This window comes from Wenyingzhuangia fucanilytica, from assembly GCF_001697185.1.
GTDB classification, from domain to species: domain Bacteria; phylum Bacteroidota; class Bacteroidia; order Flavobacteriales; family Flavobacteriaceae; genus Wenyingzhuangia; species Wenyingzhuangia fucanilytica.
In genome coordinates, this window is the sequence record NZ_CP014224.1 from 2,210,826 (window position 1) to 2,237,185 (window position 26,360).

Consider the following 26,360-nt stretch of genomic DNA (forward strand, 5'->3'; position numbering starts at 1 on the left):
AAACAAGTGGTAAGGTAATATTCTGCCCTACTTACTCTTTATTCTTTTATAATTTTTACCAATTTAGTAGAATTGAAAGGTGTAGTAATTTTAGCAAAATATACACCTGAAGATAAATCACTTATATCATACTTATCAGAACCTTTAAATATTTTTAACAAAGCTCCTGAGATTCCATATAACTGTATTGTTTCAACACTTTCATTATTAGTCAACTGAAATGTAGTACTTACAGGGTTAGGAGTAATTTGGAGTTTAGAATTATCAAGTACGATATCTTCTGAACTTAAAGTAGCTAAATCTGGTCCTTGTAATGCATCTATATAAAACTCAAATCCTGTTGCTTCTAAACTTGTGTCTGGTGATACAAAATAGATAAACAAAACATCATAAGTTGTTTCTAGTTGAGATATACCATTAAAATCAAAAGTATATTCTCCCCATTTCTCCCCAATATTTATCGTTTGGCTTACAACAGATTGAGTAGCCGGACCCGCTGAATTATTTCTTAAACCTATACGGATATTACAATTATTTGTAGATTGAACTGTAGCAGTTGTTACATCTAAATAAGCTTGTAATTTAAATTTAGTGCTTGAAAAATCAGTAATAGGTGTGCTACTAATATCAAAAGTTAACCCAGAATGTGCTCCTTCACTTTTAGTTAATTTTGCAACGGTTGCATTTGTGTTTAACTCAGAAGTATCAGGATTGGTTTCTGATGAAGAAAAAGTAGCTAAAGTAGCAATAGGAGTTCCTATAAAATCAGATGTAGCTTGATTATAATACCAAGAATTCCCTGAAACTAGCTGTCCTAACTCAGGATCTTCCATACTTACATTTCCTGAGATTCCATCAAAGTAATAGGTAGCTGTATCTGTTGAATTTGCTAAGTTAAAAAACAATTGAATTTCATCATATTCTGCATTATAAGGTTCAGCAGAACCACTAAAATCAAAAGTATATTCTTTCCATACTCCTTCATCAGCCTCAGCGAAGTTTAATGTAACATATTGTCTATTTGTATTTCCATTACCAGTATCTCTTAAATACATTCTAAGTGTAGTATTTGGTAGATCATCAAACTCTTCAAAATACAATTTAACCTTTACAATTGTACTGGTAACATTTGCTGCTAAAATAGGATTTGGTAAAGAAACCTTTATATAAGATGTTGTTGAAGCAGCTTTCTCAAATTTATTAGTTGTAGCAGTAGTGTTAATTCCTGATGTATTAGGGTTTGTTACACCTCCTAGAGTTACTGTACCTCCAGGTGCCGATCCAGTAGCAACTGCAGTTAAGTAAGTTTGAGTTCCTATATCATACCAATTATGTTGTGCCGAAGTAGCAATGCTAAAAAAAGCTAATGCGATAAGTGTAAGTAATTTGTGTTTCATAATAATAGTTGTTTTAATTTATCACCAAAACTATAGAAACACTATATTATCATCTTTCTTTATTTAATCATTCTCTTGTTCATTTAATGCATCTATCCATGCAAAACACTATAAAATCCTTAAAAAAAAACACAAGCACAACAAAATTAATAATATTATACTTGTTTAATTAGTAAATCTTTATTCTAAGAATTATTCTTTAAGTAGACAGATGGAGATACCCCATAAAGCTTTTTAAAGGATGTAGAAAAGTACGAGTTTGATTCAATTCCTATTTGATACATCACCTCAGCAACATTGTAACCGTTATTACTTTTAAATAACTCTGCAGCACGTTGTAACCTAAAGTTTCTTATATACACATTTGGAACTTGTCCTGTTAACTGTTTTAATCTTCTGTAAAACTGAGAAGTACTTAGTCCTACTTTATTTGCTAATTCCTCTACTCCAAAATTAGAATCTGCAATATTCTCTTCCATTATTTCAAGAATATTATTTAAGAACTTTTTATCTCTAACAGGTATTTCTATCTTATCCTCATCTGGTAAAGCGGTACTTTTAGTAAAATGATCTAATTTTCTTAAATTATTTTTTATTAACCTATTTACTCTTAATTCTAATTCTTTAACAGAAAACGGCTTGTTAATATATTCATCTGCCCCCAATTCTAAACCTGTAATAGTATCTTCTACTTCACCTAATGCAGTTAATAAAACTACAGGAATGTGACAAGTATTTGGATCTTTCTTTATTTTTTCGCAAAACTGGAATCCATCCATTTCATGCATCATTACATCACTAATAATTAAATGAGGCTCCTTATTTTTTAATTTTTCTAAACCTTCAACTCCATTACTAGCAAGTGTAATATTGTATTTATTAGAAAGTGACTCTAACAAGAAATGCTGAATATCCTCTTCATCTTCTACAATTAAAAGATTATACTTATCCATACTAGCTTCTGTGCTAGCCAAATTATTATCCTTATTCACCAAAGGAACCCAATCTTTAATAAAAGACTTTCCTTCTTTGTTTATTTCATCTTGTTGATAATCATTTTTGTTTTTAGACGGCAAGGTTACTGTAAAACAGGTTTCAACACCTGGTTTACTTTTGGCTGAAATACTACCTCCTAATAATTCTATTAAAGATTTACAAAAAGCCAAACCGATTCCACCACCACTGATGTTTTCTCCTTTTTTACCAAGTTGATAAAAACGTTCAAAAATATTGTTAATTTTCTCTTTTGGGATTCCTTTACCAGTATCCACCACATTTATTTCTATAACTTTTTTATCACCTACGTGATTAATTCCAGCCTCGATACTAATGCTACCTTTGGCATCAGTATTTTTAAAAGAGTTAGACAATAAATTAAATAAAATTCGCTCCGTTTTTTCTATATCAATAATAATCTCTTCGTTAGAGAAATTTACTTTGTAAAAGAAATTAATATTTTTTTCAATCGAATAATTTTCAAATGCCTCAGTTACTGAATAAATAAACTCTCCTAGCGTAGTTTCTGTTAAATTTAAATTAACATACCCTTGTTCTGCCTGTCTAAAGGTGATTAATTGATCTACTAAGCTTAATAATCTTTTGGTGTTTTTTTGAATAATGGCCAAATATTTTGCATTATTAGTATCTTCATTTTGCTCAATTACCCTTTCTAAAGGACCAGATATTAAAGATAATGGTGTTCTAAATTCATGAGAAATATTTGTAAAAAATCTAAATTTGTTTTGGTTGGCAATATCAATTCTTTCCTTATCTAATTGCTCGTATTTTAATTTTTGCTGTAACTTTTCTAAGCGAATAAAATAAATAAACACACCAGAAGTAGAAGCTATAATAATTAAACCAAAAATTAAGTAACTCCACCATGTTTTATACCAAGGAGGAAGCACCTTTATTTTTAACTCTGTAATTTCATCACTCCAAATACCATCACTATTGGCTGCTTTTATTTTTAGCACATAACTTCCTTGAGACAAATTTGTATAGATAATGGTAGTTTTTCCTTTATCTTCTTCAACCCAATCATTATGAAATCCTTCTAACTTGTATGCTAATTTATTTTTTGAAGGAACGGCACTATGCTGTACCGCAACATCTAAAGCTATAATTTGATCATTTTGATGAATAACAACTTCTTTAGTTTCTACAATAGATTTTTTTAATAATAACTCACTGTACTTTTCATCGTTATGATTAATTTCTATGTCTTTATTTTTTACTTTAAGCTTGGTAATAATCACCTTAGGAGGAATGGTGTTTAAAACAATATCCGATGGTTTAAAAATGGTTAGTCCTTTTAAACCACCAAAATAATAATAGCCTGATTTTCCTTTAAAATATGACGATTGTCTAAAGTTATTATTTAACAATCCATCTCTAACATCAAATACATTAGTTAATTTATTATTAGGATTTAATTTACAAATCCCCATATCAGTACTTAGCCATAGATTTTCTTCTTGATCTTCTAGAACACCATAAACCGCATTATCTAATAAGAAATTATCTTTATTAAAGATTTCTAAACCAACTACCTCTCCAGACTCATTAATATCTAAAATATTTAAACCTCCTCCAAAAGTTCCTACTAATAGATTTCCTTTACTATCTTCTTTTAAAGAAAAAACTCTATTGTAGCTCAGTTTAAAATCTTTGGTGTTTTTATGGCTATATTTTTTTTCAATAGCTAAAGAATTCTTTTGATAGTTAACTTTTAACAAACCTTTTTCAGTTCCTAACCAAAGCCTTTTCTTACTATCTAATAAAACCTTTAATACTTTGTTATTCACCAATTCTAATGATGACTTTACAGTAATCGTTGATTGATCTATATACTTCCATGGATCTTCTAAAACAACTACACTACTCCCTGCTAATAAAATTCTGTTTTTATCTAATTGAGTAATTCCAAAACACAGGCCTAACTCTTTTGATTTTTTATTTAAATCAATTTTAATTTTTTTGAAAACATCTTTTTTATAATCATATAGAACTACCGAATAATCTGTTCCTATCCATATATACCCTTTATCATCTTCATAGATTGATCGAATAACATCATTTTCTGATATTGGTATCTTATCCTTTAGTTTTTTAAATGTAAGACTCTTAACTGTTTTGTCTGAAATTTTTTGATTACTTCTGCACAAAGAATTATTATAGGTTGACACCCACAAATATCCTTTGGAATCTTCAAGAATTGAAGTTGTTAAATTCCCCGAAATAGAATTACTTTCGTAAGGATTATGAGTATAATTTATAAATTGTTTTTGCAGTGTATTTAATTTATTTAAACCTCCTTGCCCTGTTCCAATCCATAAAACTCCAAAATCATCCTCGTAAAAACAGTTTACAATCTTACTACTAATACCATATTTATTACTAACATTGTAGTTATACCAGTCTACCTTTTCTGAATCTGGATAATATTTGAGCATTCCCATATTTTGAGTTCCAACCCAAACAACACCACTTTTATCTTCGTAAATACTCTTTACATTTATATCATTTTTATCTTCTCCAGGAACCTCTAATTGTTGAAGAATAAAAAGCTTTTTCCCATCTGCTGTTACTTTAAACAATCCCTTAATAGTACCAACCCAAAAAATATTATCAATTAAAACTACCGAAGTAACATTGACTCTATCAAACTCTTTAAATTTATTAACCTCAACAACGCTAGCGTCTGTTGCAGTCTCAAAACCTTTATATGCTACTTCATAAACTCCATTAGATGTTGTTAATAATAAAGTATTGTTTTCATTAATATGAAACTTATGTATGCTAGAAAGCCCTTTTACATTTTCTAATAAATTATTAGAAATATTAAAAAGTCCTTTTTTAGCATCTACTAAATTACACACATATAACTTGTTAGCCCCAGAAAACCATATATTACCTTTTTTATCAGATGTTATATTACTTATACTTATAGACTCTTTTAAAGGAACTTTATATGTTTTCTCTAAAGAAATTACCTTAATATTTAACCCTTCATTATGACCAATCCAAAGTATATTATTATTGTCTCTATACAACTTGGTAATATGACTGTTAAAATCTACAGGAATATTTTTAAAATCATATCCATCATACTTTATTAATCCATTAGGAGTACCAATCCACAAAAAGCCATAATTATCATTGGCTATAGTATTAACTGTATTTTGATTAAACCCCTCTGAATTTGAAAATCTTTCAATTTTTTGAGAAAAAACAAAAAATGAATTGGTAAAAAAAACCATACTTATTTCTACAATAAGTATGGCTAAAGTTTGAAGTATATATTTCTTCATATAATTTTAAATTCTATAAATATTGACGGCTTAAAGTAGAACTACTAATTTATCAAAAAAATACACATCGGTGAAAGAATCTAACAAGATTATCTACAACCTTGTGTTAATTTTATAATTAAGAATACTTATTTATAAAATTTTCTAATTCATCTACCATGTATTTATTTCCACAAAAAAACGGCGTTCTTTCGTGAATTTCTGTTGGTTCTAAATCTAATATTCTAGTGTAACCATCACTTGCTTTACCTCCTGCTTGTTCTGCTATAAAAGCAATAGGATTACACTCATACAACAACCTTAATTTTCCTTTAGGATAAGGAAAACTACTAGGGTACATATAAATCCCCCCTTTAATCATATTTCTATGAAAATCTGACACCATAGAACCAATGTATCTCGATGAATACGGTCTATCTTCTTCTATTTTTTGACAGTATTTAATATAGTCTTTTACTCCTTGTGGAAAATGACTATAATTTCCTTCATTTACAGAATATAAATTTCCTTTTTCAGGAAACTTAATATTTGGGTGTGATAAGTAAAAAGTTCCTATGGCTGGGTTTAATGTAAATCCATTTACGCCATTTCCTGTAGTAAAAACCAACATGGTAGAAGTACCATAAACAATGTAACCTGCCGCTACTTGTTTATTACCTTTTTGTAAAAAATCTTCTGATTTTACTGGAGTACCAATAGGAGTTACTCTTCTGTAAATTGAAAAAATAGTTCCTACAGAAACATTTACATCTATATTACTAGAACCATCTAAAGGGTCCATTAATATTACGTATTTGTTATTGTAGTTATTCCCTATTACCTCAATATACTCATCATCTTCTTCGGATACAATTCCACAGACAATCTCTCTGTTATTCAGTGCCTGAATAAATGTTTTGTTTGCAAAAACATCTAATTTTTGTTGACTCTCACCTTGAACGTTTACATCACCTGAATTACCTATTAAATCAACCAACCCGGCTTTATTTACCTCATGGTTTACCACTTTTGCAGCTAACCTAATTGCATTTAAAAGTTTTGATAACTCTCCACTTGAATATGAAAAATCACTCTGATTTTCTATAATAAACTCTCCTAGAGTTGTATTTTTTTGCATAAATCTTTTCTATAAATAATCTTTCATCAACATAGCTGCTCCCAAAGCACTCTCGCTTTTACAGTTTGATATTTTAAACTCTACATCTTTTCTTAATAAAGACAAAAACTCAACAAACATTTCGTTTTTATTAAAACCTCCAGAAATATAAACCTCTTTTAATCCGTTATCTTTATCTAATATTAAATCTATTCCTGCAGCCACTTTTTTACTTATTTCGTAAGTTAATTGATAATAAGCTTTTTTATAAGTTTTAAACTTTTCTAACAGCTCTGGCTTTGCTTCAAAATCCTGATCTATTCCTTCACTTAAAAAAACTCTTTTGTCTTTTTTAATTAGTTTAGCACAGTATTTAGAGTCTAAACCTAATTCTAAATGCGTATCTACATCTGTATTAAAATGTTTTGCCAAAGGTTCTAAATACACCTCGTGTAAACGTCCTAAAAACTGCATAGATGATTTTATCTGTTGTTTTTCAGGAGTCATAAAACACAAACAATTATTTGTTAACTGATTTTGTGTTAACTTTTCTTTGCTAAACGGATTCATAGCTATAATCCATGTTCCTGTAGACAATAAAACAAATTCTTTATCAGTTGTTTTTTGCAACAATGGAATAATAGAAGATGAGCTATCGTGTAAACCAGATCCTACTGCTACAGTTTCATTGTTTATTTCTGTTAAAATAGCATCAGTACCATTACTAGGTTCTGGCAAGTTAATACCATAATCTTTAACCCATGAATGATACCTCATGTTATCAAAATCCCAAGTGGCAGTATGTGCTCCTACAGATGTAAAATCGGCAGTAACTGTATTGGTAAATAGATAACTTAGATATTGAGGATAATGCATAATGGCATCAACATTATTCCATATTTCAGGCTTATGTTTTTTTAACCACAACATCTGAATTCCAGTATTTAACATTCCATAAGCTGGAGAAGCCGTTTTTCTAGAAAACTCCTCTTTACCTCCATAGCTTTCAAACAAAAAGTTAAACTCCTCTAGTTCTAATGGTTTTAAATAATTATAAAGCGGAGCAATTCTTTTACCTTCTTTATTTAAATAAATTAAACTTGCTCCATGAGTAGAAAAGTTAATCGCTTTTAACTTGTATAGTCCTTGAGTTTGAACCAATCTAATTTCTTCTTTAATCCAATTCTCTATCGCTACAATATTGTCGCAAGGATACCCGTCCTCATCTAATACTTCATCAAAACGAGTAGAATGACTACTTACCATTTCAAAAGTTTCATCAAACAACAATATTTTTTTGTTTGTTTTACCTATATCGATTACAGCAATTACACTCTTCATTTTCTTAGTTTTAAAAAAGGGTATTTAACTTTTATAGAGTTAAATACCCTTTAAATTGTTTATCCTTTAAATCCGTATAACGGACCATAATTATCACAAGCTCTATAATCAGCTCCTTCTAATCCTTCTCCAAAAGCAGACCATGCACTTGGTCTAAATACGTCTTCCTCATTAACATTATGCATGTTTACAGGAATACGTAACATAGCTGCTAAAGAAATTAAATCAGCACCAATATGACCGTGAGATATTGCACCATGGTTTGCTCCCCATTTTGCCATTACTGTATACACGTCTTTAAAGAAACCTGTTCCAGTAAGTCTTGGTACAAACCAAGTAGTTGGCCAAGTTGGGTTTGTTCTTTCATCTAAAATTTCATGAACATCTTCTGGCAATTCAACACTCCATCCTTCTACAATTTGTAAAACAGGACCCAACCCTTTTACTAAGTTTAATCTACACATAGTAATAGGCATAGATCCTTTGGTTTTAAACTGAGAAGAGAATCCTCCTCCTCTAAAATATTCTGCAATAGCTGCTGGCCATTTTGTATTGTCTAAACATTTTTGAACTTCCTCTTCTGTAATTTCCCAGAATGGTTTCATAGTAGGATTTCCTTCAGCATCTGTTTGTTGTGCCGTAGCATCTAATGTTGTAGAACCAGAATTGATTAAGTGAATAATTCCATCTTTAGCAATTCCTGTTAATTTTTTACCTGTAACTCTTTCTACAGATTCTGGACTCCAATAAGTACGTACATCAGAGAACAACTGAGCTTTGTTAGTTAACAAATGTCCAAACAACATAGAAATAGCATTTAAACAATCGTTTTCTGTTGCAAAGGTGTACGCTTGACGAATTCCGTTCCAATCAAAAGATGAGTTTAAAATAGACTCTGTATAATCTGCATTAGGTTGGTAATCTGTCCACTGACGTTGCCCTTGGAAACCTCCCATAATAGCATTTCTACCTTTAGACTCTTCACCAAATCCCATTTCTTTTAACTTAGGGTTTCCGTTCATTAAATCTTTACAGATCAAAGTCATTTTCACAACTTTTTCCCACTCGGCATCTTTTACTTCTGCTGATTTTTGAGCTTCTGGGCTGTTGTAATCTTTTCCTTCTTTACAGTTTTCTTTGGTCCAAGCCAATGCTTTTTCAAATTCATCGTGATCATAAATTCCTTCATCCATACGTCTTAACAACTCTACAGACTCCACAAATTCTGCTCTTACTCCTAAGTAATCTTGCAAAAAGTTTACATCAACCATAGAACCTGCAATCCCCATAGAGCTATACCCTATAGATAAGTAAGATTTACCTTTCATTTGAGCAACTGCTAAAGCACCTTTTACAAAACGTAATATTTTTTCAGAAACATCATCCGGAATGGTTTGGTCTCCTCCATCTTGTACTTCTTTACCATAGATACCAAAAGCTGGCAATCCTTTTTGAGAATACCCTGCCAATGCAGCTGCTAAATAAACAGCTCCAGGTCTTTCTGTTCCATTAAATCCCCAAACGGCTTTAGGAGTTAACGGATCTGTATCCATTACTTCTGTACCATAACACCAACATGGCGTTACTGTTAAAGAAACCTCTACTCCTTCTCTTTTAAATTTATCTGCACACGCTGCTGCATCTGCAACACCACCAATAGTAGTATCTGCAATAACACATTCTACTTGCTCTCCGCTAGGAAAACGTAATGTTGATTCTATTAATTTAGCTGCTGCTTTAGCCATGTCCATCGTCTGAACCTCTAAAGACTCTCTTACTCCTAATTCACGTCCATCAATTACTGGACGAATTCCTACTTTAGGTAGTCTACCAATCAATCTACTCATGATTTATAATATTTTTTTATTTATATAAACTGCTCTAATTCTGTTAATTGCTCATTTGAAAGTCCTGCTGGTTTAAATCCTGCAGCCCAACATGTCAATAACAATTTTGCTCCTTTATTTGCTACATCTAAAAAGTCCCAAGCTTTTTCAACATCTGGTGCTGTTGCTGTTGCTCCGTGCTTTTCCCACAACGAAATATTTCTAGTTTTAAAGGCCTCCATAGTAACTTCTGCCAAAGCAGCTGTACTTGATAATGCATATGGAGTACAGTGCACTCCCTTAGGAACAAATACTTTTACTTCAGGACACATCATCCATAATTGTCTGTTTAACTCTTCTTCATCGTCAAACAAATCATGGTGACTCATACAAATCAATTCAATTGGGTGTGTGTGTACTACAGCTAAGTTTTCTGGATTATGTTTTGAGTTAAACAAGTGAATACTAGCATGAGAAATCAACTCACAAGTTGGACCAAAGTTTGGTCTTTTTCCTCCCCAAATAATAGAATAAGCAGTTGCATCTTCATTGATATAAAGAATACAAGACACCTCTTCTAACATATCTACTAAATCTCTTAAGTAACACCCTGTTCCTGTAATATAAATTACAAAACCAGCACATTCTTTAGGAAAATCAAAAGCAACCTCTTCTCCAATTCCTTCTACATCTTCTTTTTTAAAGAAAGATGTTAAGTTCATCGAAATATTTCCTGCATTTCTTTCTGCCCATTCTCTTTGCCATAAATATCCTCCTACTTTAGATACTTTTTTTAATTCTGCTTCTACCTCTACTGGAAGTTTTAAAGTTTTCATAATTTTTAAATGATGATTTATTTACACAAAATTACCCTAGAGGTGATGTTAAATAAATATTTAAAATCTGTAAGTTTGTATCTAATTCAAACATTTTGATTTTATGGCTCTTGTTAAAAACGCACATTTGGGGGATCCTTCTCCTAACAAACAAAACTTTATCAACCTAAAAATAAAGATGTTATGCTGTAGGTATTGGCTTTTAAATTTGTGGGATTGTCATGAAATGATTTTTCCTTTTTGGAGGATATATTGGAATAAAAACACAGGGGGTCAACTTATACACCAAGACAAGGTTGATGATATGGATCCTAACTACATATATATAATACCACCATTCACATCTTTTTCATCTAGATATTCAAAAAATCATATTTACAATGAGGGGATACATGTAGGAGGAAAACACTTAAACGCCAAGCACAACGAAGATCAGTTAGCTTCTCAATACTTAATACATTTTTTTATTCATTTTAACCTAGGAGTGCCTTTTGATAATGTTTATCCTGGTATATTAAAAATTGAATTAACCGATTATTTAAGAGATAGGTTAGAGTATTTAACCGAAAGATTAAAAATTGAAAACAAAGATTTTAAATTAACTTTTAATTTAAAACTACAAGCTTTTATTAAAGAAGCACTCACCAATATTGGATCAGAGTTATGGAAAGCAATTAATATAGACGAAAGAGTTTTACAAATAATTCGTTACGTTGAAAGTAATATTGAAAAAAAATTAAGCAATACAGAAATGTCTGAACTTGTAAATATGGCTCCAAATTCTTTTGCTAGATTATTTAAAAAAGAAATGAATATTACCCTACATAATTTTATTCAAAATAGAAAAATAGCCAAATCATGTGAGCTATTTGAGCATACTACAAAAACAATTGAAGATATATCCTTTAGTTTAGGCTTTTCTGACAGGTATCATTTCTCCAGGGTATTTAAGCAAGTAACTGGCTTAACTCCAGCCTCATACAAATCAGGAAAATACACATAAACCTCTTTTAAAATAAGTTATAAGTAAAAAAACACCCCTTTTTTTAATAAATATCTATTTAAGCAAACAAATGATTGATATGAGTAACTAATCCTAGCAATATTAATAGACTTTTGTTAAACGCTAATTAATATTATCGATTTCAAAAGAATATTATTATGAATTTAAATCTTAAAAACAAAGGAGTTGTTATCAATATCGATAACACTGGAATGTATTACCGTATTGCCAAAAGACTTAATACAGAAGGAGCAGATTCATTTATAAAAAACAAAAAACAAGATCATGATCATATATATAATGGATCTATAAAAATCAATGCTCTTGTTAATATAAAAGAAAATCATAAAGTTGAAGATGACAGTGATTTCCTTAAGCCTTTTCACCATGCCAATTGTTTAGCTGATAATTTTACTATTATTAATATCGGAACAAAAAACACTCTTGGTATAAAAACCAATGCTTATAAAAATGATAATATCAATCTTGATAAAAAAGCTGATTTATTAGAGCAAGAGTTAAATATCAAAAGTATAAATATTGTCTATCCAGATACTACATTAATTGCTGGAATAGATCAATCTAACATTCCAACCAACGAAGCGTATTATAATTCTGTTAACGAACAAATTGTTGATTCTGTTGCTTTTTTTATTGCCCAAAAAACAGTCTTAAAAAACGGACAAATTATTTTTATAGATAACGGACTCCATTTATTACAAGCTGCATCTATCTAATTATCAAATACAAAAATTAGTTTTTTAAGCTTTTAATTGATGTCTATAAAACATATACACCTTAACACAAACACTATTTTAAAAAAGAACAATGTTTGTATTATACAATAAAGACTATAACTGTAAAAAACTACATAAAATATTTTTCAGTTCTATAATATCAAAACAACAGTTAAAAATATTATAACTAAATAAAATAAAACAAGACAAAACACTAAACAATCAAGCGTTTAAGGTAAATAGAATACAAACAAAATTAACATAACCTATAAAAAACCTAAACTTAAGTAGCATAAAAAAAGTAATTCATTTTAGATAAAAACATTAAACAAACATTATCAAAAACTCATAAAGATTAAGAAATGTTTAAATTATACATTTCTTTGATTAATATAGATAAACAATAAAAACGTATACATACATAAATTTGCTAAGCAGTTTTTATGATAAGAAATGATTTCTTGAGTCTTTTTTTAAAAACGATACACTTAAATACGATAACCAATTAACATTATTTTTTATGAAAGAATTTAATCAATTTATAAACGGTCAATTTGTAAAGTCTACTTCTACAAAAGTAACTAAGGTACTAAATCCATGTACAGAAGAAGTTATTTCTATAATTCCAGAGGGATCTGTTGAAGATGCTAACTTAGCAATTGACGCTGCTTACCATGCACAAAAACAATGGAGAAGATTAGCCGCTATTGAAAGAGCTAGATATTTAAACCAAATGGCTGATGTTATTAGAGATAACAGAGTATTTTTAGCTGAAACTTTAGCTGCTGAACAAGCAAAAGTAATGTCTTTAGCACAGGTTGAAATTGATGTAACTGCAGAGTATTTTGATTATAACGCTGCTTGGGCAAGAAGAATTGAAGGAGAAATTATACAAAGTGACAACCGTAAAGAACATTTGTTTTTACACAAAGCTCCTATTGGTGTTGCTGTTGGTGTGCTACCTTGGAACTTCCCTTTCTTTGTAATGGCTAGAAAATTAGCTCCATCTTTAGTTACAGGTAATACTTGTGTAATTAAACCAAGTTGTGTGGCTCCAAATACTGTATTAGAATTCTTTAAATTAATAGAAAAATTAAATGTTCCTGCTGGAGTTATCAACTATGTATGTGGTACAGGACCAGTTGTTGGAAACGCTTTAACAAAAAACCCACGTACAGGTATTGTTAGTTTAACTGGTAGTGTGTTTGCAGGACAAAAAATTATGGAAGCTGCCGCTCCAAACATTACTAAAGTTTCTTTAGAATTAGGAGGAAAAGCACCAGCTATTGTTTGTGCGGATGCAGATTTAGAATTAGCCGCTCAAGCTATTGTAAATTCTAAAGTAATCTTTAGCGGACAAGTTTGTAACTGTGCAGAGAGATTATACGTAGAAGAATCTATCCATGATCAATTTATGGACATGTTAAAAGAAAAAATGGGTGCAGTAAAAGTAGAAGATGCTTTTGCAACCAACAATCCAGATATGAGTAGTATGGTTTCTTCTGACCAAGTTAACAAGGTAGAAGAAATGGTGAATTTTGCTAAAAAAGAAGGAGCAGAAATCGTAATGGGAGGTTCTAGATCTTCGCAATTTGATAAAGGATATTTCTATCAACCAACCTTATTAACAAACGTAAACCACAATATGCAAATTATTAAAGAAGAAGTCTTTGGTCCTGTTTTACCAGTGATGAAGTTCTCTACTTTAGATGAAGCTATTGAATTAGCAAACGATTGTGAATACGGATTAACATCTTCTATATTTTCAGAAAATTACAACAAAGTGATGCATGCTTCTATGGAGTTAGAGTTTGGTGAAACTTACATTAACAGACAGCACTTTGAAGCCATCCAAGGATTCCATGCAGGTTGGAAAAAATCTGGTCTTGGTGGAGCCGATGGTAAACACGGTATGGAAGAATACTTACAAACAAAAGTTGTTTATTCTCAATACAGATAACATATATTTTACTACAAAAAAACATAGGCTGTATTATTATATACAGCCTATATTTTTTGTGATTTTAAAAACCAATTCACAATACTTACGATGACTAAAACAGAAAAACTACCAATAGTACCTAAAAAATATCTACTACCCTTTATTCTAATTACATCATTATTTGCATTATGGGGTTTTGCTAACGATATTACCAATCCTATGGTTGCAGCTTTTGCAACTGTAATGGAAATTTCCACTGCAAAGGCAGCATTGGTACAACTAGCTTTTTATGGTGGTTATGCTACCATGGCTATTCCCGCTGCTTTATTTGTAAGAAAATACAGTTATAAAAAAGGAATACTATTAGGCCTAGCTTTATATGCTTTTGGAGCTTTATTATTTTTCCCAGCTGCCAAATATGAGATTTTTGAATTCTTTTTAGGCTCTTTATACATCCTAACTTTTGGACTAGCTTTTTTAGAAACAACCGCCAATCCTTTTATTTTATCTATGGGTGATGAAAAGACTGCAACCCAACGTTTAAATTTAGCTCAAGCTTTTAACCCTATTGGTTCTTTGCTAGGAATGTTTGTTGCTTCAAAATTTATTTTAGTTGCCTTAGATTCTGATAAAAGAAATGAAATAGGTGAATTAATTTTTACCACTTTAGCCGAAGCTAAAAAAGCAATTATTAGAACCCATGATTTAGGAATTATTAGAGACCCATATGTAATCTTAGGTTTTGTTGTACTTGTAATGCTTGTTGTTATTGCTGTAACTAAAATGCCAGAAAAAAAGCAAACAAGCAAGATTTCTAGCCCCGCAGACTCTTTTAAAAGATTGTTTAAAAACATTAAATATAGAGAAGGAGTTATTGCGCAAATGTTTTATGTGGCTGCACAAATCATGTGTTGGACATTTATTATTCAATACGCTGGTAATTTAGGAATTTCTAAAGCAGATGCTCAAAACTACAACATTATAGCTATGACCATCTTTTTACTAAGTCGTTTCATAGGTACTTTCTTAATGAAATATGTTAGCTCAAGAAAATTGTTGATGTTTTTTGCCATAGGAGCAATTATCACAATCTCTGGAGTGATTTTAATTGAAAGTATTATAGGACTTTATTTACTAATTGCAACATCTGCATTTATGTCTATTATGTTCCCAACTATTTATGGTATTGCTCTTAATGGTTTAAGCGAAGAAGATACTGCCCTAGGTGCCGCTGGATTAGTAATGGCAATTGTAGGAGGAGCTTTGATGCCAATTTTACAAGGTACAATGATAGACATGGATAAAATAGGACCTTTATCTGGAGTTAATTTTTCATTTATACTACCTCTTATCTGTTTCTGTTTTATCGCTATTTACGGATATAGAACCATTAAAAAAGCATAACTATAAAATTTTTGAGTTGGATCTTAACCTTCAACTCAAATTCAATATAAATTAAATACTATGGCATTAAAGTTCAACGACAAATACCCATCAATAGATGATTTAAGAACTAAAGCACAAAAAAAAATACCAAATTTTGCTTTTGAATATTTAGATGGTGGATGTAATGAAGATGTTAACCGAGATAGAAATATTTCGGACTTAAAAGATGTATTATTAAAACCTGAGTACATTAGACCCTACAATGGATCTACGCTAAAAACCAAGCTATTTGGTATTGAATATGATGCCCCTTTTGGAGTTGCTCCTGTAGGACTTCAAGGTTTAATGTGGCCTAATTCTCCAGAAATTTTAGCCAAAGCAGCTTTTGAACACAACCTTCCTTTTATACTAAGTACTGTAACTACTTCTAGTATAGAACGTATTTCAGAAATTACTGAAGGAAAATCATGGTTCCAGTTATATCATCCAGCAGAAAATAGCTTAAGAGATGATATTATTAAAAGAGCTGAAGCAGCAGAATGCCCTGTATTGGTTATTCTTTGTGATGTACCTACTTTTGGATTTAGACCTAGAGATTTTAGAAACGGTTTAGCAATGCCTCCTAAAATGACTCTTAAAAACATTCTACAAGTAATGGGTAAACCTGATTGGGCACTAAACACACTTATACATGGTCAACCTGCTTTTAAAACTTTAGAAAAATACATGCCAAAAGGTTTAGATTTAAAACACTTGGCTAAGTTTATGGATCAGACCTTTAGCGGTAGATTAAACGAAGAAAAAATAAAGCCTATTCGAGATATGTGGAAAGGAAAATTGGTTTTAAAAGGCGTACAGTCTTTGGCCGATACCGAACAAGCTATTAAATTAGGTTTAGATGGTGTTATTGTATCTAATCACGGAGGAAGACAGTTAGATGCTGGTGAATCTACAATTAAGCCCTTAGGTAGAATTGCAGAAAAATACGGAGATCAAATTGAAGTAATGATGGATAGCGGACTAAGAGGAGGACCTGATATTGCTAGAGCCATAGCTACTGGAGCTTCTTTTACTTTTATGGGACGTCCGTTTATGTATGGAGCTGCTGCTTTAGGTAAAAAAGGTGGTGACCACACAATGCATTTATTAAAAGCCGAATTACAACAGGTAATGGAACAACTTTGTTGTGAAAAAATTGAAGACTTACCAAACTGTTTGATAAAATAAATACCTACTCTTCAACCCTAAAAACCCTGTATTAAATATTTAATACAGGGTTTTTTTGTTTTATTTAAAAAGCTAAAAGCTGTAAATCATCCTTTGGTCTACGATTTTTAATATCAATACCAACTTCCCCTATTATCTTTTACTACAAAAGCACAACTCCATCATTTTAAATAACTCAGGATGTTTTCGTTTTAAAAGATCAGGGCGTTCAAAAAAATATTCGGAAGCTACTGCAAAAAACTCTTCTTGCTTGGTTCCTCCGTAGGCTCTAATATCAGATTCATCATTATTAATAGCCTCCATTTCTTTATGAATTAAATCTAACCATGGAATTACATAAGCGTTAGATAATAGCCTATTAGGAACGCCATCTACATCCCCATCTAACATATCTATCAGATGAACAAATTCATGTATACCTGTATTACTTTTATCAGTTTTATTATTAAAACCATAATGTAATGCCTTGCGTGATAAAATCATTTGATGCCTAAACCTTCCAGTTCCTACCAGACCTCCAATATTTCTATCAACATCACCTTCGGTAAAACTTAAGTCTTTATTAAAATAATCAGGATATAAAATAACAGTTGATAAGTTGGAGTATTGCCAATTTTCGAAGTAAAAAACAGGAATAACAGCACTTGCAGCTACTAAAACTACATCAATATCTTCTAATCTAAACCCTACAGATTCAACATTCACGGCTTTTAAGAAAAGCTCAATCTTATTTCTAAACTCTTGTCTATCCTCTTCTTTTAATTTTTCATAAAACAATACATTAGACAACAATAACACATGTAAATTACGAGGAACTATTGTTTTATTATCAGAAATAGATTTTCTATAACTATAAATACCAATTCCTATCAGGAATAAAACTACTAACATTACTACCATGAGTTAAAAGTAGTTTTTTCACATAAAAAAAGCCCTACAAAATGTAGGGCTTTTAAAAATATTATAGTGCTTATAATTATGAAACAGTCTTAACTGTTTTGATAATACGAGCAGCAATTTTGTATGGGTCTCCGTTTGAAGCAGGACGACGGTCTTCTAACCATCCTTTGTATCCTTTTTCTACAGCGATAATTGGAATACGGATAGACGCTCCTCTATCAGAAACTCCCCAAGAGAAATCAGTAATAGCAGCAGTCTCATGCTTACCAGTTAAACGTTGGTCGTTAAACTCACCGTATACAGCAATGTGTTCTTTAGTGTAAGGACGGAAAGCTTCACAGATTTCAGCGTACTTTTCTTTAGAACCACAAGTTCTTAACACAGAGTTAGAGAAGTTAGCGTGCATTCCAGATCCATTCCAGTCAGTATCTCCTAATGGTTTTGGGTGGTACTCAATGTACATTCCACGACCTTCAGTTAAACGATCTAATAAATATCTAGCGATCCAGATTTCATCTCCAGCTTTCTTAGCACCTTTTGCAAACAATTGGAATTCCCATTGTCCAGAAGCAACCTCTTGGTTAATTCCTTCAAAGTTCAATCCAGCCTCGATACATAAATCTGCATGCTCTTCAACTAAATCACGACCATGAGTGTTTCTACCTCCAACTGAACAGTAGTACATACCTTGTGGCTTAGGGTATCCTCCTCTAGGGAATCCTAATGGTAAGTCAGTTTCAGTATCCATGATAAAGTATTCTTGTTCAAATCCAAACCAGAAATCATCATTATCATCATCAATAGTAGCACGTCCGTTAGATTCGTGTGGAGTTCCATCAGCATTATAAACCTCAGTCATTACTAACCATCCGTTGATACGAGCTGGATCAGGATAAATTGCTACAGGTACTAATACACAGTCAGAAGATCCTCCTTCTGCTTGTTTTGTAGATGAACCATCAAAAGACCAGTTTCCGATCTCTTCTAATGTTCCTTGAAAGTTTTCGTGCTCCTCAACTTTAGTTTTACTTCTTAAGTTTTGAGTTGGAAAGTATCCATCTAACCAGATATACTCTAATTTAATTTTAGCCATAATAAAATATTATATTTAATAAAAGTTTCTTTTTATCTTAACGAGAGCAAATATAAAATAAATATTTGAACAGCCAATCGAAATACTACGTATTTTTACGTAGAATATTTATTTTTCTTTAAATCGTAAAAAAAAGGGTCGAAAATTAATAAATTCAAAAATCAACCCTGCGTAAACACATAAAACAAACTGATTTTTAACAGTTTTAAACCTTATTGCTTTTTTTGACAGTAGATAAAAATCAAATAACTAAATTTGCACCACCATTAAAAAACAACAAACAATACTATGAGTTCTGAAGTAAGTAAAAGATATAGCCAACGTGGAGTATCAGCTTCTAAAGAAGATGTACACAACGCAATTAAAAATGTTGACAAAGGATTATTCCCAAAAGCATTTTGTAAAATTGTTCCTGATTACTTAACAAATGATGATGACTATTGTTTGATTATGCATGCCGATGGTGCTGGTACCAAATCTTCTTTAGCTTATATGTATTGGAAAGAAACAGGAGATGCTTCTGTTTGGAAAGGAATTGCTCAAGATGCTTTAATTATGAATATTGATGATTTGTTATGTGTAGGTGCTACAGATAACATTATGTTATCATCAACTATTGGTAGAAACAAAAACTTAATTCCTGGAGAAGTAATTTCTGAAATTATTAACGGTACCGAAGAATTATTAACCGAACTAGCAAACTTTGGTGTTAAAATTCATTCAACAGGTGGTGAAACTGCTGATGTTGGAGATTTAGTTCGTACTATTATTGTTGATTCAACAGTAACTGCTCGTATGAAACGTAGCGATGTTGTAAACAATGCTAATATTAAACCAGGTGATGTTATTGTAGGATTAGAGTCTTTTGGACAAGCTTCTTATGAAAAAAGTTACAATGGAGGAATGGGGTCTAACGGATTAACGTCTGCTAGACACGATGTTTTCCATAAATATTTAGCAGAAAAATACCCTGAAAGTTATGATGCTGCTGTTCCTGAAGAATTAGTCTATTCTGGAAACACTAAATTAACCGATGCTGTAGAGAACTCTCCTATTGACGCTGGTAAATTGGTATTGTCTCCTACAAGAACTTACGCACCAATCATCAAAGCTATATTAGCTAAATATACTCCAGAAGAAATTCACGGAATGGTACATTGTTCAGGAGGAGCACAAACAAAAATATTACACTTTGTAGAAAACTTACACATTGTTAAAGACAATATGTTTGATGTTCCGCCATTGTTTAAATTGATTCAAGAAAACTCTGGTACAGACTGGAAAGAAATGTATCAAGTATTTAACATGGGACACAGAATGGAAATTTATGTTCCTGCAGAAATTGCTAATGATATTATTGAAATATCAAAAAGTTTTAACGTAGATGCTAAAGTTATTGGTCGCGTAGAAACTGCTAAAGCTGAAGGACAAAAAAGTTTAGAAATCAACAGTGAGTTTGGTACTTTTAATTACTAATAATCACTTTATCTATAACAAAAAGCATCTTAAAATATTTTAAGATGCTTTTTTATTTACATATTGTTCTACCTGCTCGTTAAACAATTTTTGATTATTTATAAAAACTGTTTCTATGGGTAAGTAATATAATTCTTCTATCTCTTTTTCCAAACGAACATAATCTTTTTCCGTAGTTAAAATTGTAGCCTCTTTTCCTTTTTGTTGAATCGTTTTTATTTCATCAATGGTAAAGTGATGATGATCTGGAAAAGCTAAATGTTCAAATGTAATTTCTTTACTTTTTAAATAAGTCAACAATGGTTCTGGCTTTGCAATCCCCGTAATTAATATTACTTTTTTATGTTGTAAATCTTCTAAAGCAATTTTTTTACTTCCTTTTAAAACTGGAGCGTAAGCAATAGTTGTAAAAAATACTTTTTGTTTGTTTGATGGATTTATCTTAGCTGTTATTTTTAATTGTTCTTCTACCGATAAATCTTTTGGACATTTGGTTACCACAATAACATCAGCCCTATTTTTTCCCCACCATAATTCACGCAAATTACCTGTTGGCATCATAAAATCTTTATAAAACAAATCGGCATAAGCCGATAATAAAATTTGATAACCTGCTTTTATTCTTCTGTGTTGATAAGCATCATCTAACAAAATTAAATTGGTTTTAGCTTGTAACTTTAACAGTTGTTTTACACCTGCTACCCTATCACCATTTACAGCTACATTTATTTTAGAAAACTTTTGATAAAACTGAAAAGGTTCATCTCCCAATTCTTCAACAGTAGTATTTTCATTAGCCAATACAAAACCTTTAGATTTTCTTTTATATCCCCTACTCAAAACCGCTATGTTAGTTTTGTCTTGTAATAAACGAATCAAATACTCAATTTGCGGAGTTTTTCCTGTTCCCCCTACACTTAAATTCCCAACCGTAATGATAGGAATATCAAATGAGGTAGATTTAAAAAAACCAAAATCATACATTAGGTTTCTAAAAGACACAATAATTCCATATAAAACAGAAAATGGTAAAAGTAAAATTCTTAATATCGTAATGAAATTCATTTGTGCTATATCAGTTATATCTTAATTTCAAAACTAAAACAATTCCATCCTAGAAACAACAAATAGAACAAAATCTGTATTTTTGAATATGAAGATTAAAGAAATTACAAGTTATATAGAAAAGTTAGCTCCACTAAGCTATGCCGAAGATTTTGACAATGTAGGTTTATTAGTGGGAAACTATCATACCGAAGTCACTGGAGTATTAGTAACTCTTGATACATTAGAACAAACTGTTGATGAAGCAATTCAAAAGAATTGTAATTTAATAGTAAGTTTTCATCCTATTATTTTTGATGGACTAAAAAAATTCAACGGAAATAGTTATGTTGAAAGAGTAGTCATGAAAGCTATTAAGCATGATATTGCTATATATGCAACTCACACCGCTTTAGACAATTCTTTTAATGGTGTAAGCGCTAAAATGTGCGAAGTATTAGAACTTAAAAACAAAGAAGTTTTAATTCCACAAAAAGGAACCATCAAAAAACTAATCACTTTTGTTCCAGTTCACAATGCTGATAGTGTTAGAGAAGCTCTTTTTGAAGTTGGTGCTGGTGCCATTGGAAATTATAGTGAATGTAGTTTTAATATTAATGGTACAGGAACCTTTAATGGAAATGAAAACTCTAATCCTGTAGTGGGTACAAAAGGGACTACTTCAAAAGAACAAGAAACGCAAATTGGCATTACTTTTCCTAAACACTTAGAAAGTAAAGTTTTAAAAACACTTCTTAAAACACATCCATACGAAGAGGTTGCTTATGAAATAACTACTTTAGAAAACACAAATCAACACATTGGTATCGGAATGATTGGAGAGTTATCAACTCCAATGCTTTCTAAAGATTTTTTAAGCTATGTTAAAAATAAAATGAATACCGAATGCATAAGACACTCTGCACCTTTGACCTCAAAAATTAAAAAAGTAGCTGTACTTGGTGGCTCTGGAAGTTTTGGTATAAATGCCGCAATAAGCAAGGGAGCTGATGCCTATATTACGGCCGATTTTAAATATCATGAATTTTATAAAGCAGAAGGAAAAATATTAATTACCGATATTGGACACTACGAAAGTGAACAGTTTACAAAAAACTTATTAGTTGATTATCTTAAAGAAAATTTTCGTAATTTTGCAATCATTTTATCGGATAAAAGTACAAACCCAATATATTACTCATAGTTATTATGGCAACTAAACAAGAAGTATCTGTAGAAGACAAGTTAAGAGCTTTATACAATTTACAATTAATCGACTCTAGAATTGATGAAATCATAAGCGTTCAAGGAGAGTTACCACTAGAGATTGAAGATTTAGACAGTGAAATTGCTGGGTTATCAACTCGTATTGAAAAATTAAATCAAGATGTTGCTGGTTTTGAAACTGAGATTTCTAACAGAAAATCAAGTATTTTAGAATCTAAAGAATTGGTTAAAAAATACACTGAACAACAAAAATCTGTTCGTAACAACAGAGAGTTTGATTCTTTAACTAAAGAGGCTGAATTTCAAGAATTAGAAATTGAATTGGCTGAAAAAAGAATCAAAGAAGCTTATGCTAAAATTGAGCAAAAAAAGGAAATTATTGCTAGAACTACTGAAAAATTAAACGCTCAACAATCTCACTTAGATCATAAAAAATCTGAATTAGATGCTATTTTAAAGGAAACTGAAAATGAGCAAAATGAGTTAAACAAACTTTCAGAGCAAATGGCTGAAAAAATTGACAACCATTTATTAGTTGCTTATAAAAGAATTAGAAAAAGTGTTGTAAATGGATTAGCTGTAGTTCCAATTGAAAGAGGTGCTGCTGGTGGATCTTACTTTACTATTCCTCCTCAAGTTCAAATTGAAATTGCTAGCCGTAAAAAAATAACTATCGATGAATATTCTGGTAGAATTTTAGTTGATGCTGCCTTAGCAGAAGAAGAAAGAGAAAAATTGTCTTCTATTATTAAATAAGAATTCAATTCTATATATATAAAAGAGCATCTGTACAGATGCTCTTTTTTTTTTACCACTTATCTACACAAAAATACCACTCACCTAAAAACTCCAAAAACAACTAGACTAGCTCTTTACTTTTGATATAGAATTATACAAACAGCTATATCATGAAAGTAACATCATTTAAATCAAAAGTTTTTTTATTGATTATCACATCAATAATTACCATAAATGCAAACGCACAAAACGAACCTTTTAACTGCGTATACAATGCTTACTTATTTCAATACAACGATGTTTATGCTGTTAATTTAGCTTCTGGAACTTCATTATTAGTTGCCGAAGACATTACAGAAAATAGTATTAACGCATCTGCTTACAATAATGTAGATGGTTATTTATGGGGATTCTTAAAAAACGAGCCTAAGACATTAATCAGAATTGGAAATGATTTTAGCACAAATAAATTCACCATTAACTCCATTCCAGATGATGCTATTTTTAGTTTTGTAGGTGATATTAATGTAGATGGAATATATCATTATAAAGTAAGTAAATCTATCTACAAAGTTGACCTAAACCCAAATTCAGATAATTACCTTGAGTTTATTGAAAGTTTTGAATTAACACAAAACATCAACGTACATGACTGGGCTTTTAATGTTAATGATAACAATTTATACACTGTAGAAAAAAACAGCAATCACCTATATAGAATCAACACTGAAACTAAAGTAATGACCGATTTAGGAATTGTTCCTATTCTTATTGGTAATGACTACACATATGGTGCTGTCTATTTTGATGTTGACGGAAACTTATATGTATCAGCAAATCAAACAGGAACAATTTATAGAATAAAAAATGTGCATAATATTACCACTAACGGTTATATTGATTCAAATCTATTTGCATATGGTCCTGCAAGCGCATCAAATGATGGTGCTAGATGCCCAAGCGCTCCTGTGCCAGATGAAGACTGTAGTAATGGAAAAGATGATGATGGTGATGGTTTAATAGACTGTGATGATCCTGCTTGTTCAGGTGTAGAATCTTGTCCTACAATTACGTTAACAACTTCGGCTAATAAAGGTGGATTAGAAAGTAACAATAGGTTATCTCAAAAAATTACAGCTAGAAACTATTTAAGAAGTAAAACAAATTATGATTTTGATAGTAAAAAAGCTCCAACATTTAAGCCTTCAAATAAAATCTATTTAGGGCAAAAAACGATGGTTGGAATAGAAGATTTTATCCCATATGATGGTGTTAAAAATACCGAAGCTAAAATTACAACACCTTCAGACTTAATCAATTTAACCAATGCTAAAAAAATATTTTCTGTAGATTACGTTAACACACAACAACAAACTGTTGCTTCTATTTTAACAATGGAAACAGAAAATGGAGTCTACGAACACACAAAATATATTTGTGATAGACTTTTAGGGGCTGAAATATTAGGGATTAATACTTTCTATATAAATGATGAAATGTTTATTAAAACAACAATCAAAAGTCCTAGTGGAGAAATTGAACACGTAATTAGTTTTGCTGTAAGTGATAATGGAAGTGGATACGATGTAGAATCACACTGGAACCTAGATAAATACACTCAAAACATTTCATATTACAACTATCAAGTTTGGTCTAATTCTGTAGATGACTTATATAGACTAACTTCTAAAATTTTAGAGATGTTTAGCAATGTAAAGCCCATCACTAGTTATAAAAACTCTACCCCTCCTTACGTTTATGTAAAGAGCGGAAACTATAAAAACGGAAAATTAACCTTAAACATTGTAAACACAAATAATGCTACAAATATTAAAATCAAAGGTGGATTAAGAGCTTCGGAAACAAGTGATACCGAAACTATTGATAGTGATATTGAAATAGACAGTTATAATACTAAAATAGAATTTGAAGCAAAATCTCTTTTTGATTTTGGTTTTAGAATTGAAGGAAATAATGGAGGTACCCCCGATGATGTGTTTATGGCTGATGGTGCTTGGGGAGTAGATGCTTCTGCTAAGAATACAGAAGTTATTAGCTTTGACGTAAGTCCACAGGAAGACATTATTACGGACGGAAGTTATATGGTAGAAAGAGGTATTAACTTATCTGCAAAAACAACTGAATACGTTTCTGTTTATAAAGCCTTTACACCAAGATTCAATGCCATCGATTTACAAGAGTACAATACCTTAAAATTAAATCTAAAAGGAACAGGTAAATTATCTATTGTAATAATGAAAGAAGATGTTCAACACTGGGAAGATCAACATAAATACACTGTAGAACTAACAAACGAAACTACCACAAAGGAAATATTATTAAGTGATTTTAAAAACAGCCATAATGAGTCTATTAAAATGTCAAACGTTACCATGATGGTTTTTGTTTTAACAAATGAAAATATTGGAACAGAAGAATATAAGTCAGTTTCATTAGAGAATATAGAATTTAAACAGGCTGAAAACCTATCTAATAACAACATAACTTTTAACCAACAAGTTCAGATAAATCCTAACCCAATAAAAACAAACACTACTATTAGTTATTATAGTAATATTAATAGTAACTATGAATTATCAATCTTTGATATTACTGGTAAAAGAATTAATATGATGACTGGTAATACACAATTGGGAAATAACAATATTAACTACAACAAAACCAACGAAGAAAATGGAGTGTATGTTTTTAAATTAAAAATTACCAATGGACAGAGTTATACAGGAAAATTGATTTTCTCTAACTAGAGAAAAAGAA

18 protein-coding genes are annotated in these 26,360 nt (G+C 30.8%); 9 read left to right on the plus strand and 9 right to left on the minus strand.

Annotated features, from left to right (window positions below):
* Positions 1-38 precede the first annotated feature (38 nt).
* The 6 genes from AXE80_RS08915 to rhaD form a co-directional block, all read right to left on the minus strand.
* Positions 39-1,397 (minus strand): T9SS type A sorting domain-containing protein, encoded by a 1,359-nt coding sequence (locus tag AXE80_RS08915; RefSeq protein ID WP_068826455.1) that lies wholly within the window; start codon positions 1,395-1,397, stop codon positions 39-41.
* A gap of 185 nt (positions 1,398-1,582) precedes the next feature.
* Positions 1,583-5,710 (minus strand): hybrid sensor histidine kinase/response regulator transcription factor, encoded by a 4,128-nt coding sequence (locus AXE80_RS08920; RefSeq protein ID WP_068826456.1) that lies wholly within the window; start codon positions 5,708-5,710, stop codon positions 1,583-1,585.
* 118 nt (positions 5,711-5,828) lie between these two features.
* Complete coding sequence (fbp, locus tag AXE80_RS08925; protein ID WP_068826457.1) at positions 5,829-6,827, minus strand: class 1 fructose-bisphosphatase; 999 nt, start codon at positions 6,825-6,827, stop codon at positions 5,829-5,831.
* Positions 6,828-6,836: 9 nt separating this feature from the next.
* Positions 6,837-8,147, minus strand: coding sequence for an FGGY family carbohydrate kinase (locus tag AXE80_RS08930; RefSeq protein WP_068826458.1), 1,311 nt, complete (start codon positions 8,145-8,147; stop codon positions 6,837-6,839).
* 59 nt (positions 8,148-8,206) lie between these two features.
* Complete coding sequence (locus tag AXE80_RS08935; RefSeq protein ID WP_157359381.1) at positions 8,207-9,994, minus strand: L-fucose isomerase; 1,788 nt, start codon at positions 9,992-9,994, stop codon at positions 8,207-8,209.
* 20 nt (positions 9,995-10,014) lie between these two features.
* The gene (rhaD, locus tag AXE80_RS08940; RefSeq protein WP_068826459.1) at positions 10,015-10,809 is read right to left on the minus strand and encodes a rhamnulose-1-phosphate aldolase; all 795 of its coding nucleotides are present in this window, start codon (positions 10,807-10,809) and stop codon (positions 10,015-10,017) included.
* Positions 10,810-10,912: 103 nt separating this feature from the next.
* Here rhaD and AXE80_RS08945 point away from each other — a divergent pair, with 103 nt between their 5' ends.
* From AXE80_RS08945 to AXE80_RS08965, 5 genes are all read left to right on the plus strand, one after another.
* Positions 10,913-11,812 (plus strand): helix-turn-helix domain-containing protein, encoded by a 900-nt coding sequence (locus tag AXE80_RS08945; protein WP_068826460.1) that lies wholly within the window; start codon positions 10,913-10,915, stop codon positions 11,810-11,812.
* 158 nt (positions 11,813-11,970) lie between these two features.
* Positions 11,971-12,549: a hypothetical protein gene (locus AXE80_RS08950; protein ID WP_068826462.1), complete on the plus strand. Its 579-nt coding sequence runs from the start codon at positions 11,971-11,973 to the stop codon at positions 12,547-12,549.
* Between the two features lie 520 nt (positions 12,550-13,069).
* Positions 13,070-14,509 (plus strand): aldehyde dehydrogenase, encoded by a 1,440-nt coding sequence (aldA, locus tag AXE80_RS08955; protein ID WP_068826464.1) that lies wholly within the window; start codon positions 13,070-13,072, stop codon positions 14,507-14,509.
* Between the two features lie 90 nt (positions 14,510-14,599).
* On the plus strand, positions 14,600-15,895 hold the full coding sequence (gene fucP, locus AXE80_RS08960; RefSeq protein WP_068826466.1) for an L-fucose:H+ symporter permease: 1,296 nt from the start codon (positions 14,600-14,602) through the stop codon (positions 15,893-15,895).
* 60 nt (positions 15,896-15,955) lie between these two features.
* Entirely contained in the window at positions 15,956-17,104 is a 1,149-nt protein-coding gene (locus tag AXE80_RS08965; RefSeq protein WP_068826468.1) for an alpha-hydroxy acid oxidase, read from the plus strand.
* A 132-nt stretch (positions 17,105-17,236) separates the two neighbouring features.
* Here AXE80_RS08965 and AXE80_RS08970 read toward each other — a convergent pair whose 3' ends face one another.
* Positions 17,237-18,004 carry a M90 family metallopeptidase gene (locus AXE80_RS08970; RefSeq protein WP_068826470.1) on the minus strand — a complete coding sequence of 256 codons (768 nt, stop codon included), beginning with the start codon at positions 18,002-18,004 and terminating at the stop codon, positions 17,237-17,239.
* Between the two features lie 76 nt (positions 18,005-18,080).
* Positions 18,081-19,097, minus strand: coding sequence for a glutamine synthetase beta-grasp domain-containing protein (locus tag AXE80_RS08975; protein ID WP_068826472.1), 1,017 nt, complete (start codon positions 19,095-19,097; stop codon positions 18,081-18,083).
* A gap of 288 nt (positions 19,098-19,385) precedes the next feature.
* Here AXE80_RS08975 and AXE80_RS08980 point away from each other — a divergent pair, with 288 nt between their 5' ends.
* Positions 19,386-20,573, plus strand: a complete 1,188-nt coding sequence (locus AXE80_RS08980) for an AIR synthase related protein (RefSeq protein WP_068826474.1) — start codon at positions 19,386-19,388, stop codon at positions 20,571-20,573.
* A gap of 39 nt (positions 20,574-20,612) precedes the next feature.
* On the opposite strand, the gene lpxK is transcribed toward AXE80_RS08980, so the two are convergent.
* Entirely contained in the window at positions 20,613-21,638 is a 1,026-nt protein-coding gene (gene lpxK / locus AXE80_RS08985; protein WP_157359382.1) for a tetraacyldisaccharide 4'-kinase, read from the minus strand.
* Positions 21,639-21,726: 88 nt separating this feature from the next.
* On the opposite strand from lpxK, the gene AXE80_RS08990 reads away from it, so the two are divergent.
* From AXE80_RS08990 to AXE80_RS09000, 3 genes are all read left to right on the plus strand, one after another.
* A complete protein-coding gene (locus tag AXE80_RS08990) occupies positions 21,727-22,821 on the plus strand; it encodes a Nif3-like dinuclear metal center hexameric protein (protein ID WP_068826476.1) in 1,095 nt (364 codons plus the stop codon).
* Positions 22,822-22,826: 5 nt separating this feature from the next.
* Complete coding sequence (locus AXE80_RS08995; RefSeq protein WP_068826478.1) at positions 22,827-23,600, plus strand: zinc ribbon domain-containing protein; 774 nt, start codon at positions 22,827-22,829, stop codon at positions 23,598-23,600.
* 152 nt (positions 23,601-23,752) lie between these two features.
* Positions 23,753-26,350, plus strand: coding sequence for a T9SS type A sorting domain-containing protein (locus AXE80_RS09000; protein WP_068826479.1), 2,598 nt, complete (start codon positions 23,753-23,755; stop codon positions 26,348-26,350).
* Positions 26,351-26,360: the final 10 nt, after the last annotated feature.

Excerpts from the sequence above, each read along its gene's own strand:
- AXE80_RS08915 (WP_068826455.1), bottom strand. The coding sequence starts at position 1,397 with ATGAAACACAAATTACTTACACTTATCGCATTAGCTTTTTTTAGCATT.
- fucP (WP_068826466.1), top strand. The coding sequence starts at position 14,600 with ATGACTAAAACAGAAAAACTACCAATAGTACCTAAAAAATATCTACTA.
- AXE80_RS08935 (WP_157359381.1), bottom strand. The coding sequence starts at position 9,994 with ATGAGTAGATTGATTGGTAGACTACCTAAAGTAGGAATTCGTCCAGTA.
- aldA (WP_068826464.1), top strand. The coding sequence starts at position 13,070 with ATGAAAGAATTTAATCAATTTATAAACGGTCAATTTGTAAAGTCTACT.
- AXE80_RS09000 (WP_068826479.1), top strand. The coding sequence starts at position 23,753 with ATGAAAGTAACATCATTTAAATCAAAAGTTTTTTTATTGATTATCACA.
- AXE80_RS08950 (WP_068826462.1), top strand. The coding sequence starts at position 11,971 with ATGAATTTAAATCTTAAAAACAAAGGAGTTGTTATCAATATCGATAAC.
- fbp (WP_068826457.1), bottom strand. The coding sequence starts at position 6,827 with ATGCAAAAAAATACAACTCTAGGAGAGTTTATTATAGAAAATCAGAGT.
- AXE80_RS08990 (WP_068826476.1), top strand. The coding sequence starts at position 21,727 with ATGAAGATTAAAGAAATTACAAGTTATATAGAAAAGTTAGCTCCACTA.
- AXE80_RS08930 (WP_068826458.1), bottom strand. The coding sequence starts at position 8,147 with ATGAAGAGTGTAATTGCTGTAATCGATATAGGTAAAACAAACAAAAAA.
- AXE80_RS08920 (WP_068826456.1), bottom strand. The coding sequence starts at position 5,710 with ATGAAGAAATATATACTTCAAACTTTAGCCATACTTATTGTAGAAATA.
- AXE80_RS08975 (WP_068826472.1), bottom strand. The coding sequence starts at position 19,097 with ATGGCTAAAATTAAATTAGAGTATATCTGGTTAGATGGATACTTTCCA.
- lpxK (WP_157359382.1), bottom strand. The coding sequence starts at position 21,638 with ATGAATTTCATTACGATATTAAGAATTTTACTTTTACCATTTTCTGTT.
- rhaD (WP_068826459.1), bottom strand. The coding sequence starts at position 10,809 with ATGAAAACTTTAAAACTTCCAGTAGAGGTAGAAGCAGAATTAAAAAAA.
- AXE80_RS08995 (WP_068826478.1), top strand. The coding sequence starts at position 22,827 with ATGGCAACTAAACAAGAAGTATCTGTAGAAGACAAGTTAAGAGCTTTA.
- AXE80_RS08945 (WP_068826460.1), top strand. The coding sequence starts at position 10,913 with ATGGCTCTTGTTAAAAACGCACATTTGGGGGATCCTTCTCCTAACAAA.
- AXE80_RS08980 (WP_068826474.1), top strand. The coding sequence starts at position 19,386 with ATGAGTTCTGAAGTAAGTAAAAGATATAGCCAACGTGGAGTATCAGCT.
- AXE80_RS08970 (WP_068826470.1), bottom strand. The coding sequence starts at position 18,004 with ATGGTAGTAATGTTAGTAGTTTTATTCCTGATAGGAATTGGTATTTAT.
- AXE80_RS08965 (WP_068826468.1), top strand. The coding sequence starts at position 15,956 with ATGGCATTAAAGTTCAACGACAAATACCCATCAATAGATGATTTAAGA.